The organism is Chryseobacterium koreense CCUG 49689, from assembly GCF_001045435.1.
In the GTDB taxonomy this organism is placed as follows: Bacteria; Bacteroidota; Bacteroidia; order Flavobacteriales; family Weeksellaceae; genus Kaistella; species Kaistella koreensis.
The window spans coordinates 74,759-91,289 of record NZ_LFNG01000011.1; the positions used below are offsets into that span (position 1 = coordinate 74,759).

Annotated in this window: 15 protein-coding genes; 3 read left to right on the forward strand and 12 right to left on the reverse strand. The window is 40.4% G+C overall.

What is annotated here, in order from left to right; all coding sequences use genetic code 11:
- Positions 1 to 35 precede the first annotated feature (35 nt).
- Positions 36 to 2,111 carry a polyphosphate kinase 1 gene (ppk1, locus tag ACM44_RS08995; RefSeq protein ID WP_048499703.1) on the reverse strand — a complete coding sequence of 692 codons (2,076 nt, stop codon included), beginning with the start codon at positions 2,109 to 2,111 and terminating at the stop codon, positions 36 to 38.
- A gap of 205 nt (positions 2,112 to 2,316) precedes the next feature.
- Between ppk1 and ACM44_RS09000 the strand changes: the two genes are divergently transcribed.
- A complete protein-coding gene (locus tag ACM44_RS09000) occupies positions 2,317 to 2,874 on the forward strand; it encodes a fasciclin domain-containing protein (RefSeq protein WP_048499704.1) in 558 nt (185 codons plus the stop codon).
- A 129-nt stretch (positions 2,875 to 3,003) separates the two neighbouring features.
- Here ACM44_RS09000 and ACM44_RS15520 read toward each other — a convergent pair whose 3' ends face one another.
- From ACM44_RS15520 to ACM44_RS09045, 9 genes are all read right to left on the reverse strand, one after another.
- On the reverse strand, positions 3,004 to 4,224 hold the full coding sequence (locus ACM44_RS15520; RefSeq protein WP_183325370.1) for a hypothetical protein: 1,221 nt from the start codon (positions 4,222 to 4,224) through the stop codon (positions 3,004 to 3,006).
- The gene (locus tag ACM44_RS09010) at positions 4,224 to 4,778 is read right to left on the reverse strand and encodes a Crp/Fnr family transcriptional regulator (RefSeq protein ID WP_160303995.1); all 555 of its coding nucleotides are present in this window, start codon (positions 4,776 to 4,778) and stop codon (positions 4,224 to 4,226) included. The genes ACM44_RS15520 and ACM44_RS09010 overlap by 1 nt, the downstream gene beginning before the upstream one ends.
- Positions 4,779 to 4,942: 164 nt before the next feature.
- Positions 4,943 to 5,710, reverse strand: a complete 768-nt coding sequence (locus tag ACM44_RS09015; RefSeq protein WP_048499706.1) for an ABC transporter permease subunit — start codon at positions 5,708 to 5,710, stop codon at positions 4,943 to 4,945.
- Positions 5,707 to 6,420, reverse strand: coding sequence for an ABC transporter ATP-binding protein (locus tag ACM44_RS09020; RefSeq protein ID WP_048499707.1), 714 nt, complete (start codon positions 6,418 to 6,420; stop codon positions 5,707 to 5,709). The genes ACM44_RS09015 and ACM44_RS09020 overlap by 4 nt, the downstream gene beginning before the upstream one ends.
- A 197-nt stretch (positions 6,421 to 6,617) precedes the next feature.
- Complete coding sequence (locus ACM44_RS09025; protein ID WP_048499708.1) at positions 6,618 to 7,844, reverse strand: nitrous oxide reductase family maturation protein NosD; 1,227 nt, start codon at positions 7,842 to 7,844, stop codon at positions 6,618 to 6,620.
- Positions 7,845 to 7,849: 5 nt separating this feature from the next.
- Complete coding sequence (locus tag ACM44_RS09030) at positions 7,850 to 8,260, reverse strand: nitrous oxide reductase accessory protein NosL (protein ID WP_152669327.1); 411 nt, start codon at positions 8,258 to 8,260, stop codon at positions 7,850 to 7,852.
- Between the two features lie 61 nt (positions 8,261 to 8,321).
- The gene (locus tag ACM44_RS09035; protein WP_048499709.1) at positions 8,322 to 8,906 is read right to left on the reverse strand and encodes a hypothetical protein; all 585 of its coding nucleotides are present in this window, start codon (positions 8,904 to 8,906) and stop codon (positions 8,322 to 8,324) included.
- 133 nt (positions 8,907 to 9,039) lie between these two features.
- Entirely contained in the window at positions 9,040 to 11,040 is a 2,001-nt protein-coding gene (nosZ, locus tag ACM44_RS09040; protein WP_048499710.1) for a Sec-dependent nitrous-oxide reductase, read from the reverse strand.
- Positions 11,041 to 11,088: 48 nt separating this feature from the next.
- On the reverse strand, positions 11,089 to 11,586 hold the full coding sequence (locus ACM44_RS09045; RefSeq protein ID WP_048499711.1) for a c-type cytochrome: 498 nt from the start codon (positions 11,584 to 11,586) through the stop codon (positions 11,089 to 11,091).
- A gap of 146 nt (positions 11,587 to 11,732) precedes the next feature.
- Here ACM44_RS09045 and ACM44_RS09050 point away from each other — a divergent pair, with 146 nt between their 5' ends.
- Together ACM44_RS09050 and dnaK are read left to right on the forward strand one after the other, a co-directional pair.
- Positions 11,733 to 12,113: a c-type cytochrome gene (locus tag ACM44_RS09050; protein WP_048499712.1), complete on the forward strand. Its 381-nt coding sequence runs from the start codon at positions 11,733 to 11,735 to the stop codon at positions 12,111 to 12,113.
- A gap of 145 nt (positions 12,114 to 12,258) precedes the next feature.
- Positions 12,259 to 14,154 carry a molecular chaperone DnaK gene (dnaK, locus tag ACM44_RS09055; protein WP_048499713.1) on the forward strand — a complete coding sequence of 632 codons (1,896 nt, stop codon included), beginning with the start codon at positions 12,259 to 12,261 and terminating at the stop codon, positions 14,152 to 14,154.
- A gap of 416 nt (positions 14,155 to 14,570) precedes the next feature.
- Here the strand turns inward: dnaK and ACM44_RS09060 are convergent, their stop codons facing one another.
- Together ACM44_RS09060 and ACM44_RS09065 are read right to left on the reverse strand one after the other, a co-directional pair.
- A complete protein-coding gene (locus ACM44_RS09060) occupies positions 14,571 to 15,095 on the reverse strand; it encodes a DUF4252 domain-containing protein (RefSeq protein ID WP_048499749.1) in 525 nt (174 codons plus the stop codon).
- Between the two features lie 173 nt (positions 15,096 to 15,268).
- A complete protein-coding gene (locus ACM44_RS09065) occupies positions 15,269 to 16,531 on the reverse strand; it encodes a DUF4252 domain-containing protein (RefSeq protein WP_048499714.1) in 1,263 nt (420 codons plus the stop codon).

Here is a 16,531-nt window from a genome sequence, read left to right on the forward strand (position 1 = left end):
TTTCATTTGGGACAGTTTTTTTTGAGGCTACAGTTTCAGTCCACCTCTTTTTCTGTTTTCCTCTTCAAATATTTATACGTCTCAATCTGCGACCGCACCTCGGTTTTTCCGCTCTCCACGTATTTGTTGCTCATTTTTTTGTCCAGGATTCTGGCTTTTACATTGTCATTTAACTGGATTTCCAGAATGTCCATGAGTTCTTTTTTCAGGTTTTTCTGGGTGATTTTTGCGGCGGCTTCAATCCGGTAATCCAGGTTTCTGGTCATCCAGTCCGCCGAAGAAATGTAGAGGTCTTCACTGCCTTTGTTGTAGAAATACATCACTCTGGCGTGTTCCAAATATTCATCAACAATACTTATTGCCTGGATTTTTTGTTTGAATCCCTTTTGGTTCACCGCACAATAAATTCCTCGAACAATCATCTTCACTACTACTCCGGCTTTTGCGGCGTCGTAAAGTTTGCTAATCAGATTCCGATCGCTTACTGAATTGACTTTGATGATCATTTCGGCTTTTCGCCCCGCTTTTGCCTCCTCAATTTCCTGCTCGATGTGGCGCACGATTTTCTCACGCATGAACTGCGGACAAATCATCAGATTTTTGCAGGTTTTCAAAACGGGATTTATGTCGTCTTTTGGTTTTCGCAATACGTGGAATACTTTATTGATGTCTGCCATAATTCCTCTGTCAGAAGTCATCAGCAAATGGTCACCATAGATTTTTGCTGTTTTCTCATTGAAGTTTCCGGTGCTTACAAATCCGTACTGAATGGTTTTGTTGTGGACTCTTTTTTTGATGACGCAAAGTTTCGCGTGAACTTTTTTATTGGGAATTCCCACTAAAACTTTCACCCCTTCCTGTTCCAGAATTTCCTTCCATTCCAGATTGCTTTCTTCATCAAATCTTGCCCGAAGTTCCAGCATCACCGTTACTTCTTTTCCGTTCCTCGCGGCATTAATTAACGCGTTCACGATCTTGGAATTACTCGCCAATCGGTACGCGGTAATTTGAATGGATTTCACATCGGGATCCATCGCGGCTTCACGCATCAGATCGATTACGGGAGTGTAGGTGTGATAGGGAAAAGTGAGCAGCACATCTTTTTTCTGAATCACATCGGTAACTCTTTTTCCAACAAATTCCTGGTGGTCGAAGGAGGTTCTTTCTTCGGGCTTTTTATAAGCTTTGAAAACATCCGGGAAATCCATGAAGTGTCTGAAATTGTGAATTTTTCCTCCGGGAATGATGCTGTCTTTTTTGCTGAGGTTCAGTTTCCGGATCAGGAATTCCAACAATGCTTTGTCCATTTCTTTATCAAAAACAAACCGGGTTGGTTTTCCTTTTCTCCTCGATTTAATCCCTTTTTCAATTTTTTCGGCCAGGGTAGTTTTAATGTCATTGTCCAAATCGAACTCCGCATCTTTAGTGACTTTGAAACAGTTTGCCTCAAAATCGTCATAGCCAAAATAGGAGAAAATGTGGGGTAGGTTGAATGTGATGACATCTTCTAATAGCATCACCGTTTTTTCATCTTTATCTTCGGAAGGAAGCAGCACAAATCTGCCAATAATCCGCGACGGAATCTCAATGATGGCGAATTTGCTTTCATACTGCCATTCTTTTTTCCGCATCGCAATTCCCAAGTAGAGTGATTTGTCCCGCAAATAGGGCATCGGAACATTATCGTGCAGCAAAATTGGAATCACGTTGCTTTCTACCACTTCATCGAAATATTTCCGAACGAATATTTTTTGTTCTGGACTGAGATTCTTGGCGCTTTTAATAAAGATTTTCTGCTCCGCCATCTCCAGCTGGATTTTCTTCCAGGTTTTGTCAAAATCCTGCAGTTGTTTGATGACGATTTCGTTGATGTTCTGCAGAATTTTTGATGGCGGCTGATAAAATGATTCCGTGATGAATTTATCCTTGAAGTCCATTGCACGCTTTAATCCGGCGACACGCACCCTGAAGAACTCATCCAAATTATTGGAGAAAATGCCCAGAAATCGTATTCTGAGGTGGAGCGGTACGTTCTCGTCCATTGCTTCCTGCAAAACTCTTTCATTAAAGGCAAGCCACGTGATGTCTCTCGGATTAAACTGATTCGGCATTTTCGGGGTTATATGATTGCTCAAAAATAGAGATTTCAGTGAAAATTTCAATGACAAAGGTGGAAATTTAATATTGAAGACTTTGTCTTGGCCAAATCTTCGTGGGCAATCGTGATAAATGTCACGAAATCAATTCTTTATTATATGACTATAGTCATACTACATCATCAGAAAATCTGACTACTTTTAACAAAAAATTAAACAGATGAAAAGGTCAATTCTAATTTTAAGTATGGTGGGATTTGCATTGCTTTCTTGCCAGAAAAACGAAGCAGCGGCAGCTGAAAACACAGCTTCTGCAACTACTGAAACCGTAGGACACGGACAGGAAGGAGTACAGGACGAGGATTCCAATCCGAACATCGTGCAACTTGCAGTGAAAAATCCGGATCTTTCCACATTGGTGAAAGCGGTTCAAACAGCAGGATTAACTACTTCTTTGAGCAACGCAGGTCCTTTCACGGTTTTTGCACCTGTCAATGCGGCTTTTGACAAATTGCCGAAAGGTACCGTTGAAGATCTGCTGAAACCTGAAAACAACGGGAAACTCACCGATATTTTGGGTCATCATACCTATGTGGGCGTGATCAAGGAAGATCAAATGAGCGACGGACAAAATCTAGGGATGGTGGACGGAAAAAATATTACCATCAAAATGGTGGATGGAAAACCAACCATCAATGGGACAGCACATATTTTAGCAACTGTTCCGGCTTCTAACGGTATCGTTTATGCAATTGACGAAGTGATCGTTCCGGAATAAAAAGATGTAATAGTTTATTAAATTTAATGTTTTTTGGTGCGGTTTCAGGATTTCTTGGAACCGCTTTTTTGTGGAATTAAGAAAAAGGCCGATTTAAACAGCTGCCATTTTCAAAATGTGCGTTTCGAATCAGAGCTGGTTTCGGTTTTTGTATTTCAACTGCACAAAAATGACCAACAAAGAAAACATCATCAGCAGTGAAATATAAAACAAAGCATGATTGGCGTAAGGAATGGAATTATAAGTAATTGAGAAAATACCCATTAATCCAAGTACTGCCTCATTTAAAAATATACCGAGAAGGAGCAGTTTTAGTCCCAAAAAAAGAGATTTGCTAGTGCTGAAAAGATTGGTTGCCAGGATTTGATTGATCAAAAACATTGCGATACACATCAGCAAAACCAAATGCAGATAAGCAATCACAATGTTGCGGAATCCAAATGCGAACTGATTCACTGCCCGAATATTGGAACCGAGCTGCAGTGCAATTTTCACCGCAAATGCAAACCCGGCAAAAAGCAGGATAAAGCGCTGCATGGGAGACCAATTTGCTGAAATTTGGTTCCAGTTTTTCTTGACAAATCCATACAGCATCGCTGCTCCAATTGTTTGCCCAATGGTGGCAATAGCGATCAAAGTGAATATATAAACCGGCATTTTGAACCAAAGAATAGAAAGTCCAAAACCAATCAGGCAACCCATAAACATTAACCAAAAAAGTACATTATTCTTTTTTTCACCAATTGGGGAACCGATTTCCTTCATGGAGTAAAGCAGCAATCCGATACAGGAAAAAATGAAGAACCCATTGTATTGGAAATGGAGATAATAATATTCCGAAGCCAGAAACATATTCTGTGTGGTACTATTTGTGGCACTCATATAGCCTAAGTTGAACACGCCAAGCGAAGAAATCACTGCAAAAAATAATCCCCCGAGAAACCATTTTTTTGATGGATCCTGAAATTTCCGGGAATCCGAATAAAATAGATAAGCGAAAACAAAACTGACGAGCAACGCGGCGGTGGAAAAAAATACCGACAGCGAAAAATAACCGCCATAGATGAAAGCAACCAGCATCCCAAAAGACGATATGATGTTGGCAATAATGAGCGCCTTGTATTTGGTCAGTTTCAGATCGGGTTTCATCTTACTCAGATAAATCGCCACCAAAACATAAATAGCATTGGTAATCCAAGCATAAAATGCAAAGTGCGAATGGGCTTCCTGCAAATGCTTCTGGTCTAAAAATGGAAATGAATAAACGATTTTATAGCGCATAATTACGCCCAAAACTGCTACTAGGAAAAAGTTAAAGACTGAAAATTTTAGCCAGAAAGCTTTGTTCATCAGAATAAGATTTTGTGATTAATAAGTTCTATTTTTTGCTCCCGTTCCATTTTTTTTACCGTTCGGATCACCGTTTCGATCGCTAAACCGGTGGAATTTGCCATTTCTTTTCTGGTCACCTCGATGATGCATTTTTCGGTGAGTTCCAGGTTGTTGCTTCTTTTGTAGTTTTTCAGAAAATTCAGAATTCTTTCGTGGGGATTTTGGTGCACGATCGATTTCAGCTTCATGGTTTTGTTGTACGCTTTTCTCGCAATCTCATTCGTGAATTTGAGCAGCATATCCGGATTTTCAGTCATAAACTGCTTAAAATGTTCATTGCTGAATCTGAAAATTTCAGCGGTATCACTGATGATTACGGAATTGGCGGGGTACCTTTCGCCTAATAAAAACGGCGGCTCACCCAGGAATTTGAAATGGGAAACCTTTTCGATCAGGAACTCTTTGCCTTCAGAATCGGTATTGTAAATTTTGATTTCTCCATCCGTCAAGAAATACAGATTCACAGCTTTTTCATCTTCGCGGAAAAGGGTGTCTTTCCTCTTCAAAAGCATTCGCGGAACCTTATTTTTCAACAGAATTTCTCGAGAAAACATATTTTTTGGTTTGATCAAAGATAGTTAAAAAAATAAATATTTGTTGCTGATATCAGTCAGCGAGAAACTTCGCCACGGTTCAATATTCCCATTAAAATCCTCCTTCAATTCCAAAAGATTTCTTATAAATCCTTCTTGTTGAACTTGATCAATGACAGTACAAATGGGATGATTGCCCAAACCGCCATTACCACCAATGAGATTCCCATTCCGCCGCCAGAACCAAAAACTTGTTTGAAAATCGCTCCCGAAGCTCCAAGCATTGCTGAAACATCAAGCTGAAGCAAAACGAAAATTCTCGCCAAACCAATCGGGTTCAATCCCGCCAAAGTCGCCATAATTCCCTCAATGGGGTAATCTGCAAACTGGAACATCAGGACCAGAAGAATTCCATCATAAATAATTGCAAAGAAAATCCATAGGAAAATGGAGATTCCGATTCCTTTGGCCTTGTCGCGACTTGAAATCGCGGAAAGCATGGCAAACGAAGTGAAAATAATGGACAGAAAAATACCGATTATTATCAGAGAAAAACCAGTCTCAATCGATGAATAAAGCAATATTGGGACACCGCAACCAATCAGGAATGCGAAAACCAGCGCGGTGGAAAGTCCCAGAAAAATATTGAACCAAACTTTGGTTCTGGGAACCGGCTGACTCAATAGCAATTCCACAAACTGACTGCTGTTATAGACATAAATGGTGGAAAAAATGATGCTTACCAATGGCACCACCAGTAAAACCACGTTTAGTAAACTCAAAGTCGCTTTGGTGTAATTGCTTTCCAAACCTAGAACAGACCAAGAAAGTATAAACAGCAACACCGTGTAAAACAGGATGATTTTGTTTTTTAAAATATCAAAAAGGATAAAGCGTGCTATTTTGTTCATTTCTTCATTTCTTTTAAAATACTGACGATCGATTCTGAAATTTTTCCGGAATTGGTTTGTTTCAGCAGTTCATCCACGGATTGGTGAACCAGAACTTTTCCTTCGTTCATGAAGATGATTTCGCTCACGATTTCGTCAAGCTCACTCAATAAATGCGAAGTAATCAGGATGAGTTTTCCCTTGTTTTTTTCCTTGATGATTTTCTTTTTCAGGATTTCGGAAGCCAGTGGATCGAGTCCTGCAGTCGGTTCGTCCAGGATGATGATCTTCGGGTCAAACATAAAGGCCAAAACTGCACTCACTTTTTGGGTGGTTCCTCCCGAAAGGTTTCCCATTTTCTTGTCGTATATTTTTTCCAGCTCGAAGGCTTCCAGAAGTTCGGTGTCCAAATGTTCTTCAGGCAGTTTCCGGGTGTCCTTGATCATTTGGATGGTGTGACCAATCGTCATGTTTTCCGGATATCGGCCGATTTGCGGCATATATCCGATATCTTTTCTGTAGAGATAATGGTCTTTCACACTTTTTTCATTCACCAAAATATCTCCTTCTTCCACCACATTTAGGCCGAGAATGCATTTGATCATGGTCGTTTTGCCGCAACCGTTTGGACCGATGAGCGCAATGGAATGGCCGTCCTGCAAATCGAGGGTCACGTCTTTCACCGCGGTGAATTTCCCGAATTTTTTGGTTAATTGTTTTACTTCAATCATTTTTTAAGAGGGAAGGTGGTTGATGTAAGTTTTCAAAAGAACTTCTATCTGCCGTCACCTTCAATTTTTTTTATAGTTGATTTATCAATGCGATTATTAGGTTCATTAACTTAAAACAGAACTCATCATTTTTTTGAGAAACTTCATTTAAACTCCTTTTTTTGCCTTCTTTCACTTTCTGTTTCGAATTACACGCTTTAAATCTTCACTTTTTTCATCAGCGGTTGCTCATCCACAAAGGTTTCAGGTGTAAGACTGGGAATCACTTTTTCGGTTTTGTCCAATAAATCCACGATGAATGTCTTGAACAAAAGCATCACGGACGGATTTTTCTCCACCAAATAAGAATAGAGACTCAACGGGTGAAATGCAATGTCGCCGATTCCGTCTTTGTTTAAGTCGTAACCTTCATACTTGTCCCAATAATTATTTTTAAAATCATTCATCACCATCGTTCCGTTGGTACTCACGTCGAAAGTATTGTTGATGAAATTATTTCTTTTCACGCGGTTTTCCATGCAGTTGGCATTGATTTTCATTCCCCATCCGTTGTTTTGGAAATCGTTTTGGTAGAAGTCGATTTTTGTGGCTCCGTCTAAAAAAATGGCTACCGTGTTGCTTTCGAAAACATTGTGTTTGATTTTGCTGAATGAGATGTCCTTCAGCAATAATCCATAACTTCCGTCGCCCCAGTTGTTGATGAATTTATTTCCGACCATTCCCACATTATTGCTGTACATCACGGCAACTCCCGCATTATTATTGTCGAAAATGTTGGAAACGTACACATTGTCATTAGAAAACATGAAATGAAGTCCATAACGAAGATTTTTCACCGAATCATTATTGTAAATGTATGATTGGACCACTTTTTCCAGGTAAATTCCGTCTTTGTGCCCGGAAATATAGTTGTTTTTAATCCAAAGTTCCTGGCTTACCCAAGCGTGAATTCCATCACCAACTCCTTCTTGGGATTTGGCACGGCTGGTCGTGATTCTGTTGTTTTGGATCAAGCAGCGGTAACCGCGCTGAACATAGATTCCAAAATAATTATTCTCGAAAATATTATTTTCAATAGTGGTAAAATGACTGTCGTAAAGGCGGATCGCGCCAATGTTTTCCACTTCGTCTTCGCCCGAATTGATGATTTTGAATCCTTTTAGGATGATGTGGTTGGACCGAAAGGAAAGGATTTCGTATTTGAACTCGCCGTCCAAAACCGGTCTTCCAATCCCGATGAGCACTAATGGTTTGGTGATGCTGATGTTTCCTTCTTTATAAACGCCACTTTCCACCAAAATACTGTCGCCACTTTTTGATGAGGCGACAGCGCTTTTAATGGTTTTGTAGGTTTCATTTTTCCCAACTTTCAGCACTTTTGAAAAGAAAATTACGGGAAAAAGCAGAAACAGAATTCTGAACATTTTAGCTATTTCGTTAAAGTTGCACCGAGTTTTGCGGCTGCTTTTTCAGCATCTGCCTTATTTTTGAAAGCCTGCGTGTTTCCACCCATCGGAGATTTGATGTTTCCACCTTCGATTAGTGTGGCATTCTTTTTTTCCAAAAACTGATCTGTAGGAAAATCTATGACATAGGTTTTTGCATTTTTTGCCTTGTCAGGATTGGAAACTTCATACATGTTCATACAGCTGATATCGTCAAATTTATAGACTTTTCCTTTCTCAGTGATGAGTTCGGTACCGTACTTGATGTCGGTGATTGTCATTTTGCAATTATCACACTGGTCGCTTCCCAAAAGAAAATCTTTCGGTCCGGACTGTTGACAGGACATGAATGCCAATACCGAAACTGCGGCAATTAGAAATGGTTTTGCTTTCATAACTTTTTTAATTATAGCGTTTATATTTTAGCAGGATTTTGGGTAGTTCAGCTCCTGCAATTTATGCATTTTTTCTTTTTCTGATTTCCAGATAGGCTAAGATAACCAAAATTCCGGCAACTGCGAACATGATGATTCCGCCAATATCCGGATAGGAATATGCGCCAAAGTTCAAGAGCTGTTTAAATCCTATTAATGGCGGTTGGTAAGACATTCCGGGAACCACGATGGCCGCGTTCGGATCCAAATTGTGTCCGTAATTGTATTCCCAAGCCCAGAAATCTACCATAAATGCAACTCCGAAAATCAAAAATAGAATAGTGGTCAGATAAAGCCACAGCTTTTTATTGAGAAAGGCGGCGATCAAACAAAGCAGGCCGAAAAATCCCAGTGCATAAGGCAGAACTTTGAATTCCCAAAAATCTTCTTGGTGAATGGTTTTCATGCCGATGTAGTGATTCAGTCCATTGATGATTTGATAATCACCGGTGATTTTATTGGACCACAGAAACATTCCCAGTCCTTCAGGATATTGGGGAGCTTCCAAATAAATTGCCCATAGTGGGACAAAAATTGAAACGAACAAACCTAGTCCGCAAATGATTAGAAAGATGCGTGACCATTTGGATAATGAGGGGTTTTTCATTTGTAATGGTTTTGAATAACTGCTAGTAAATTTCGTGATTTTTGAGCAGTGCTCATGTGATTGAAATCACAAAATGACAACTATCATTAAAAGAAAAAAGGGCAGTGAAAACCGCCCTTTAAATTGATCTTTATTATTTGGTTTCACCTTCTTTCACAGGACCTACTGCATTGTCCTTCTTATTATTCAGCGAATAAATCAGAGGAGTATTGCTTCCCGCAGGTGATACTCTCACATAACCCTGCATTTCTTGGTGTAGTGCGGAGCAGAAGTCGGTACAATACATTGGGTACATTCCCGCTTTTTTAGGAACCCATTTCAGCGTGCAGGTTTCTCCCGGCATAATTAAGAGTTCTGCGTTTTCATTTCCTTTGATGGCAAATCCGTGCGGAACGTCCCAATCTTGCTCCAGATTGGTGACGTGGAAGTAAACTTCGTCTCCTACTCTGATTCCCTCGATATTGTCAGGTGCGAAGTGTGACCGGATTGAAGTCATGTAAACATGAACTTTGTTTCCTTCTCTCACCACTTTGCTTTCTGCTTCACCTTTGGTCACGTAAGGGTTTTTATTGTCCGCGATTTTGAAGAATTTCACTTGGTTCTTAGAAAGCAAATCTCCAGGACAAGCTTGTGCGTAATGCGGTTCACCAAAAGTTGGGAAATCCAGCAACAGTTTCATTTTATCACCACTGATGTCAAAAAGCTGAGCAGATTGAGCCAATTCAGGGCCGGTTGGTAAATACCTGTCTTTGGTAATTTTGTTGTAAGCGACCAAATATTTTCCGAAAGGTTTTTTGCTGTCTCCACCAGGAATCATCAGGTGACCTACCGAGTAGAAAGTCGGCTGTCTGTCCAAAACTTTCAGCGATTTGATGTCCCATTTTACCACTTCTGAAGATACAAACATGGAGGTATAACCGTTTCCTTTTCCGTCAAATTCAGTGTGTAGAGGGCCTAAACCTGGTTTTTGAACCTCCCCGTGCAATGCTGCTTCATATTTGATCACATGAACTCCGTCATAATCAGATGCGAAGGCTTTGTCTGCGATTGCTTTTTGGATTTTGTCGAAGCTGAAAACCGGGATCAACGCTGCCAATTTTCCGGAAGCCACGATGTATTCACCGGTTGGATCCACATCACATCCGTGTGGGGATTTCGGACAAGGGATCAGGTACATAGCTTCCTTCATGTCATCAATGGAAAGCACTGTAACTTCTTTCTTCATCGTTGAAGTTGCGGAATGGGTGCTTTCGTCGAACTTGTTGTGTGCGTATTCTGTCTGCACTTTTCTGCCTTTTCCGGCTTTCACCAATTCTGCTGCTTTCACCCAGTTCACTGCCAAAATGAAATCTTTGTCATTTTGTGAAGCATTTACTTCAAGAAGCGTGTTGGCCTTTTCGGAGTTGTAGCAAGAAAAGAAGAACCAATCGTGGGATTTTCCTTTACCTGCGTGAGAGAGGTCGAAGTTGATTCCCGGAGCTTCAATTTGGAAAGAAAGATCCATATCTCCGCTGTCTTTATTAATTCCGATGAAAGACAAAACTCCTTTGAAGTTTTCTTTCATGGAATTAATTGGAACATCTCCGTTTTTGTCATCGGTTGGAACGGCGAAACGAGTTCCAGCTACCACATATTCTGTATTTTCCGTTAAGAAAGGTGAGGAGTGGTTCCCCGCAGAGTTGGGCAATTCCAATATTTCAACAGTCTTGAATGTTTTCAGATCCAATCTTGCCACTCTCGGCGTGTTATTGGCATTTGCAAACAGCCATCTTCCATCCACTTCTCCATTGGTCTGTGACAATGAAAGGTGGTGTTGGTCATCCCAAGGAATAAATCCATGAGAGGTTTGTAGCATCGGTTTGGTTTCTTCACTGTAACCATAACCGTTTTCCGGGTTTTGCGAAAATACGGGAAGTACTTTTAAGAGTCTTCCGCTTGGCAAACCATAAACGTTTACCTGTCCATTGAAGCCACCGCTGACGAAGTTGTAAAACTCGTCATATTTTCCCGGGGCAACATAAACTTTCTCGGCAGCATCGCCACTTACAGCGTTCTCCGTTCCCTTTGGTTTACAGCCTGTCATCATCAAAATTGACATAAGGGCAGACCATCCAAAAAATTTTAGACTTTTCATATGAAATTGATTTACTGGATTTTTTCTTTTTTCTGCTTGAGAAAAGAATTACTTCGCTCCGTCGATTTCTCTCATGTATTCGAGAACTTCACGAGCATCTTTTTCATTTAAACCTTGGTTTGGCATTCTCACCAAGCAAAGTTCAAGTTGTTTTTGTAATTCTGGATCCACGTCGATCATTGGATCTGGATTAGAGATGAAATTCATAATCCATTCAGGGGTTTGTCTTTTGGTAACTCCTTTCCAACCCGGACCAACTAGTTTTTCTTCGGTTGGTTTGTGGCATGATGTACATTTCACTTCTGCAATTTTCTTTCCTGCAGCAGCCATCGCTGGATCAAATTTGCTCACATCGATGTTTTCATGTGGACCAAGACCTCTTTTTGGATCATAGGTTGCAGGATCTACCGCAGCTGGAGTTGCCGGTGCTTCCGTAGCAGCTCCATCAGAAGAGGCAGTCGGGATGGAGTCAGTTTTTTTGTCTCCTCCGCAAGAGAAGAGTGCGAACGCGAATGCAGCTAATGCAATTGTTTTTAAAGATTTCATATTTTATATAATTTAATGGTTCAAAAGTACAAGTTTTGCTTCCATGCTGATATGATCGCAGTCATATAAACGGTATGACATTTATCGCAAATTTTTTATTCGATTATTTTTAATAAATTTGGCGAATAATAAATATTGATAAAGATATGAATAAATTTTTGATTTTAGGAGGATTTTTTATAGCTGTTTCTTGCACAAAAAACGTTGATACTGAAAAAGAAAGCAATATCATGATGGAAGAGCCTGCTGCCACTACTGGAGATGCTGCTTCGGGAAAACATGAAGGTTTGGCACTCATTGAAGGTGCAGACTGTTTGACTTGCCATAAAATGGATACCAAAGTTGTAGGTCCTTCTTATCAAGATGTTGCAAACAAATACACGGATGCAGATATTGATATGCTCGCACAAAAAATCATCGACGGTGGAAAAGGAAACTGGGGTGAAATCCCAATGACTCCGCATGCAGGAATGAGCAAAGAGACTGCAAAAAAAATGGTTGAATATATTCTTACCTTGAAAAAATAATAATTCCAATTTTTGGGATACCGACGCCAGACATTACCGTTTGGCGTTTTTTTTTGTTCTATCTGTCAATTTGTCACAAAACTTTGGTCGGCATAAAATTGGAGAAAGCCAACACAAATCTTACTAATTAAAAAATATTAACAATATGAGCAAAATAATTGGAATTGACTTAGGTACAACCAACTCTTGTGTTGCCGTAATGGAGGGAAAAGACCCTGTTGTAATTCCTAATGCAGAAGGGAAAAGAACCACGCCCTCCGTAGTAGCTTTCACGAAAGATGGGGAAAGATTGGTGGGCGATCCCGCAAAAAGACAGGCGGTAACCAACCCCCATAATACCGTGTACTCCATCAAAAGGTTTATCGGGACCCATTTTAAAGACGATGCGAAAGAAGTGTCCAGAGTGCCATACACCGTGGTTTCGGGACCAAATGACACCGTAAAGGTAAAAATAGACGACAGAGAATATACTCCGCAGGAAATTTCAGCAATGATTCTTCAGAAAATGAAGAAAACTGCTGAGGATTATCTTGGCCAGGAAGTAACAAGAGCGGTGATCACTGTTCCGGCGTACTTCAACGATTCACAAAGACAATCTACCAAAGAAGCCGGTGAAATCGCTGGTCTTAAAGTTGAAAGAATTATCAACGAACCTACCGCAGCCGCTTTGGCGTATGGTTTGGATAAAAACCACAAAGATCAAAAGATTGCGGTTTACGATTTAGGTGGAGGTACTTTCGATATCTCGATTCTGGATTTGGGAGATGGCGTTTTCGAAGTGTTATCCACAAATGGAGACACCCATTTAGGTGGAGACGATTTTGACGATGTAATCATCAACTGGTTGGTTGACGAATTTAAAACAGAAGAAGGGGTTGACTTGAAAGCTGACCCAATCGCACTTCAAAGATTGAAAGAGGCTGCTGAAAAAGCAAAAATTGAACTTTCTGCCGCATCACAAACTGAAATCAACCTTCCTTATATTACCGCCACTGCAACCGGTCCGAAACACTTGGTGAAAACTTTGACCAGGGCGAAATTTGAACAGCTTTCAGAAGATTTGGTGAGAAGATCCATGGAGCCTTGTAAAAAAGCGTTGTCTGATGCCGGATTGCAGACTTCTGATATTGACGAAGTAATTTTAGTAGGTGGTTCCACCAGAATTCCGATCATCCAGGAGCAGGTTGAAAAATTCTTCGGCAAAAAGCCATCAAAAGGAGTAAATCCGGATGAGGTGGTAGCAGTAGGTGCGGCAATCCAAGGTGGGGTATTGACCGGTGATGTGAAAGATGTACTTCTTTTAGATGTGACTCCGCTTTCATTAGGTATCGAAACCATGGGTTCTGTTTTCACCAAACTCATTGATGCAAATACCACCATTCCTACCAAAAAATCTGAGGTGTTCTCTACCGCAAGCGACAATCAGCCTGCAGTTTCCATCAGAGTTGGGCAAGGTGAAAGACCAATGTTTAATGACAACAAGGAAATTGGAAGATTTGATTTGACAGATATTCCACCGGCACCGAGAGGCGTTCCACAAATCGAGGTAACATTCGATATTGATGCAAACGGTATCCTGAGCGTTTCCGCTAAAGATAAAGGAACCGGAAAAGAGCAGTCTATCAAAATCCAGGCAAGTTCAGGACTTTCTGAGGCCGAGATCGAAAGAATGAAACGTGAAGCCGAAGAAAACGCTTCTGCAGATGCCAAGAAAAAAGAAGAAGTAGAGCTCTTCAACAAAGCAGATGGCTTGATTTTCCAAACCGAAAAGCAGCTGAAGGAATTCGGTGAAAAACTTTCCGCCGACAAAAAAGCAGCGATCGAATCTGCTGCTGCAGAATTGAAAACCGCGTTCGAGGCAAAAGACACCGAATCGGTGAAAACCAAAACCGAAGCATTAGACGCAGCTTGGATGGCGGCTTCCGAAGAGCTATATGCAGCTGGACAGCAAGCACAAGGTGCAGATGCAGGTCCTCAAAACCCAGGCGGAAACGCAGGTGCAGAGGATGTGCAGGATGCAGATTTCGAGGAAGTCAAATAGTAATTTTCAGATAGTCCCTCTCTTTTTGAGAGGGATTTTTTGGAAAATATCAGTAATAAAAAACTGAAACAGAAAAACTATTTTTTCCATGCAATTTGCTTATATAGGTTCAGAAAGTGGCTTGTTGGCCACTTTTTTTTATTGAGGTAATTGGATTTGATTATTTGCCAAATTATTGGATAGAAGGATAATTCAGCAATACGTATCTTCTGGTAAGTCATTCAATCCATCTGCCATTTTCCGGCAAGAAATTGTCGTGTACTGAACGGGACAGCCAAGAAATGCTCTACTGGTTTTGTCAATGAGTCAAGGATTTTGCTGAGATAAAGTGATCTCATAAGTAGGAATGATTTTGAAATCTATTCAAAAAAATAACCGCAGCAAAACCGCGGTCATTAAAACAATTAAAGATAGTGTTACTTTGAAACCAGTTTCTTCATGTCATTCTTTTCTGAGAAATTAATGACTCGTGAGATATCTTCGGCGGTGAATTTTCCGCGCACATCCACATAAACCAATTTTGATCCGGAAGCGACGGTGATCAATAGGTTCCGAATTTCGTCACCTTTTTGTTTCGCCTGGAAATTGATGGTTTCCTTTTCCTTTTTAATGGTCATCCATTCTTCGAAATTATTTTTGGTAAGGTATTTCGAAAAATCGGCAACCATTTCCTGGTTTCCATTTTCGATCGTCATTACTTTCAGCTTGCTGATTTTCTTCACGATTGCCACAATCTCCTCGCTTTCGCCATCTTCGCGCAATGCTTTCTTCACAAAAGGTTTTGCGAGCCAAACCGGAACATTGATGCTCACAAACTTGGCGTCTTTGTAATCGTAATAAGGATTGTCAAAGAATCCCATATTCGGATTTTTGGAAACGATGCAGGATTGCAGACTGAAAATCAGGATTATAGACAGGTAAAATAATATAATTCTTTTCACGGTATTTTTTTTAAGGTTTATTATTTTTGGCACATTAGTCATATTAGTTTTGCTTGCCAATATTTTGTTGTATTTCAAAATTTTTGGTGGAAGGGTTTTTGATTTTTTTCCGACTGTCATTTTTTTGGAATCAAGAGTATTACCAATATGAATAATGTGCAAAAAAAGTTTGTTTAATTAATAGGTTTCGTGGAGCCGCCGCTATTGTTGGTGGATGAAAAATTATTCGGTTTCCCGGCATAGCGCACATTTCCGCCGGAAGAGGTGTTGGAAGAAAGGCTTTCAGTGGCATTCACTTTTAGACTTCCTGCTGAAGATGCATTTGCCGACACGGTTTTCGCTACCAGGTTCTGCGCATTGCAGCTTGCCGCACTCGAAACTTGAAAGGTAGCGGAGTCACTATTCCCCGTAATTGATGACGATGAACCACTCGTTCCGGTGAAGGAAAACGCTTTGGTCTCCACCTTCAGTTTCAGGGTTGCTCCGGATTCCGCATTGGTCGTGATTTTATTCCCATTTAATTCTGCGTTGATCGCGCTACCCGATTCTGCATTTACAGTGAAGGATTCCTCATTAATCTCATTTAAAGTTGAAATCGATGCGCCGGATTTGGTGGATATGCTTTTCAGGTTTGGCGCTTCCACATTCACGAAAAGCTTTTTGAAGCGGATGTTTCTGTTTCCGTCAGTTTTTAGATAAATCTTTAAAATCCCGTTTTCTACATTGGTTATGAGGTATTGTGCCTTATCGGAATCCACATCCACCGTCACGGATTGGTTTTTTGATTGGGTGAAGTTTACCTTAATTCCTGAAGAAACTTCTATTCCGCTGAACTTTTCTACATTTCTTACCTGAGTTATTCCGGCCGGACTGGAGATTTCGGTGGTAACGGTGTTTCTTTGCGAGGATTTTTCGGCTTCGTTGATCAGTTTGTTCACGTCATCCATGGAGATTTTCCCATCGAGCATCATCAGAACTGTGCTGTCTTCGGAATTGATGCTCAAAATCAGGTCGTCCAGGTTTCCGTTGGTCGCATCGGAAGAAAGGAATTTAATTTTGCTGTCTTTGCTGTTGACGGTGATCAGTTCCTCATATTTCAAATTTTTAATGGAATTTGTAATATCGTTTTTCAGGTTTTGGAAACTCATCAAAGGTTTTTGGTTTTCTGTTTCCAGACCTTTTGTGAACGAGGGTTTTTCCACGATCAGGATTTTTAATCCGTTGATTTTTGCCAATAATGGCTTGATTTGCTGAAGTTCGCCATCGTCTATATTCAGTTTGCCGAGCATGCTGAACATTGGTTTTGCTATCTTGATGGAAGTGACTCCGGCAGATTCCTGGTATTTGTCGAATAACAGGTCTAGTTTATCTTTCTGCGCATTCACGTTGAAGAAATGCGAAAAGAAAAATGCGAGTATGATTAGTAATTTTTGCAT

Excerpts from the sequence above, each read along its gene's own strand:
- ACM44_RS09010 (WP_160303995.1), bottom strand. The coding sequence starts at position 4,778 with ATGCTTTTGAAGAGGAAAGACACCCTTTTCCGCGAAGATGAAAAAGCT.
- ACM44_RS09030 (WP_152669327.1), bottom strand. The coding sequence starts at position 8,260 with ATGAAAGCAAAACCATTTCTAATTGCCGCAGTTTCGGTATTGGCATTC.
- ACM44_RS09015 (WP_048499706.1), bottom strand. The coding sequence starts at position 5,710 with ATGAACAAAATAGCACGCTTTATCCTTTTTGATATTTTAAAAAACAAA.
- dnaK (WP_048499713.1), top strand. The coding sequence starts at position 12,259 with ATGAGCAAAATAATTGGAATTGACTTAGGTACAACCAACTCTTGTGTT.
- ACM44_RS09065 (WP_048499714.1), bottom strand. The coding sequence starts at position 16,531 with ATGCAAAAATTACTAATCATACTCGCATTTTTCTTTTCGCATTTCTTC.
- ACM44_RS09020 (WP_048499707.1), bottom strand. The coding sequence starts at position 6,420 with ATGATTGAAGTAAAACAATTAACCAAAAAATTCGGGAAATTCACCGCG.
- ACM44_RS15520 (WP_183325370.1), bottom strand. The coding sequence starts at position 4,224 with ATGAACAAAGCTTTCTGGCTAAAATTTTCAGTCTTTAACTTTTTCCTA.
- nosZ (WP_048499710.1), bottom strand. The coding sequence starts at position 11,040 with ATGAAAAGTCTAAAATTTTTTGGATGGTCTGCCCTTATGTCAATTTTG.
- ACM44_RS09045 (WP_048499711.1), bottom strand. The coding sequence starts at position 11,586 with ATGAAATCTTTAAAAACAATTGCATTAGCTGCATTCGCGTTCGCACTC.
- ACM44_RS09000 (WP_048499704.1), top strand. The coding sequence starts at position 2,317 with ATGAAAAGGTCAATTCTAATTTTAAGTATGGTGGGATTTGCATTGCTT.
- ACM44_RS09050 (WP_048499712.1), top strand. The coding sequence starts at position 11,733 with ATGAATAAATTTTTGATTTTAGGAGGATTTTTTATAGCTGTTTCTTGC.
- ACM44_RS09035 (WP_048499709.1), bottom strand. The coding sequence starts at position 8,906 with ATGAAAAACCCCTCATTATCCAAATGGTCACGCATCTTTCTAATCATT.
- ACM44_RS09025 (WP_048499708.1), bottom strand. The coding sequence starts at position 7,844 with ATGTTCAGAATTCTGTTTCTGCTTTTTCCCGTAATTTTCTTTTCAAAA.
- ppk1 (WP_048499703.1), bottom strand. The coding sequence starts at position 2,111 with ATGCCGAATCAGTTTAATCCGAGAGACATCACGTGGCTTGCCTTTAAT.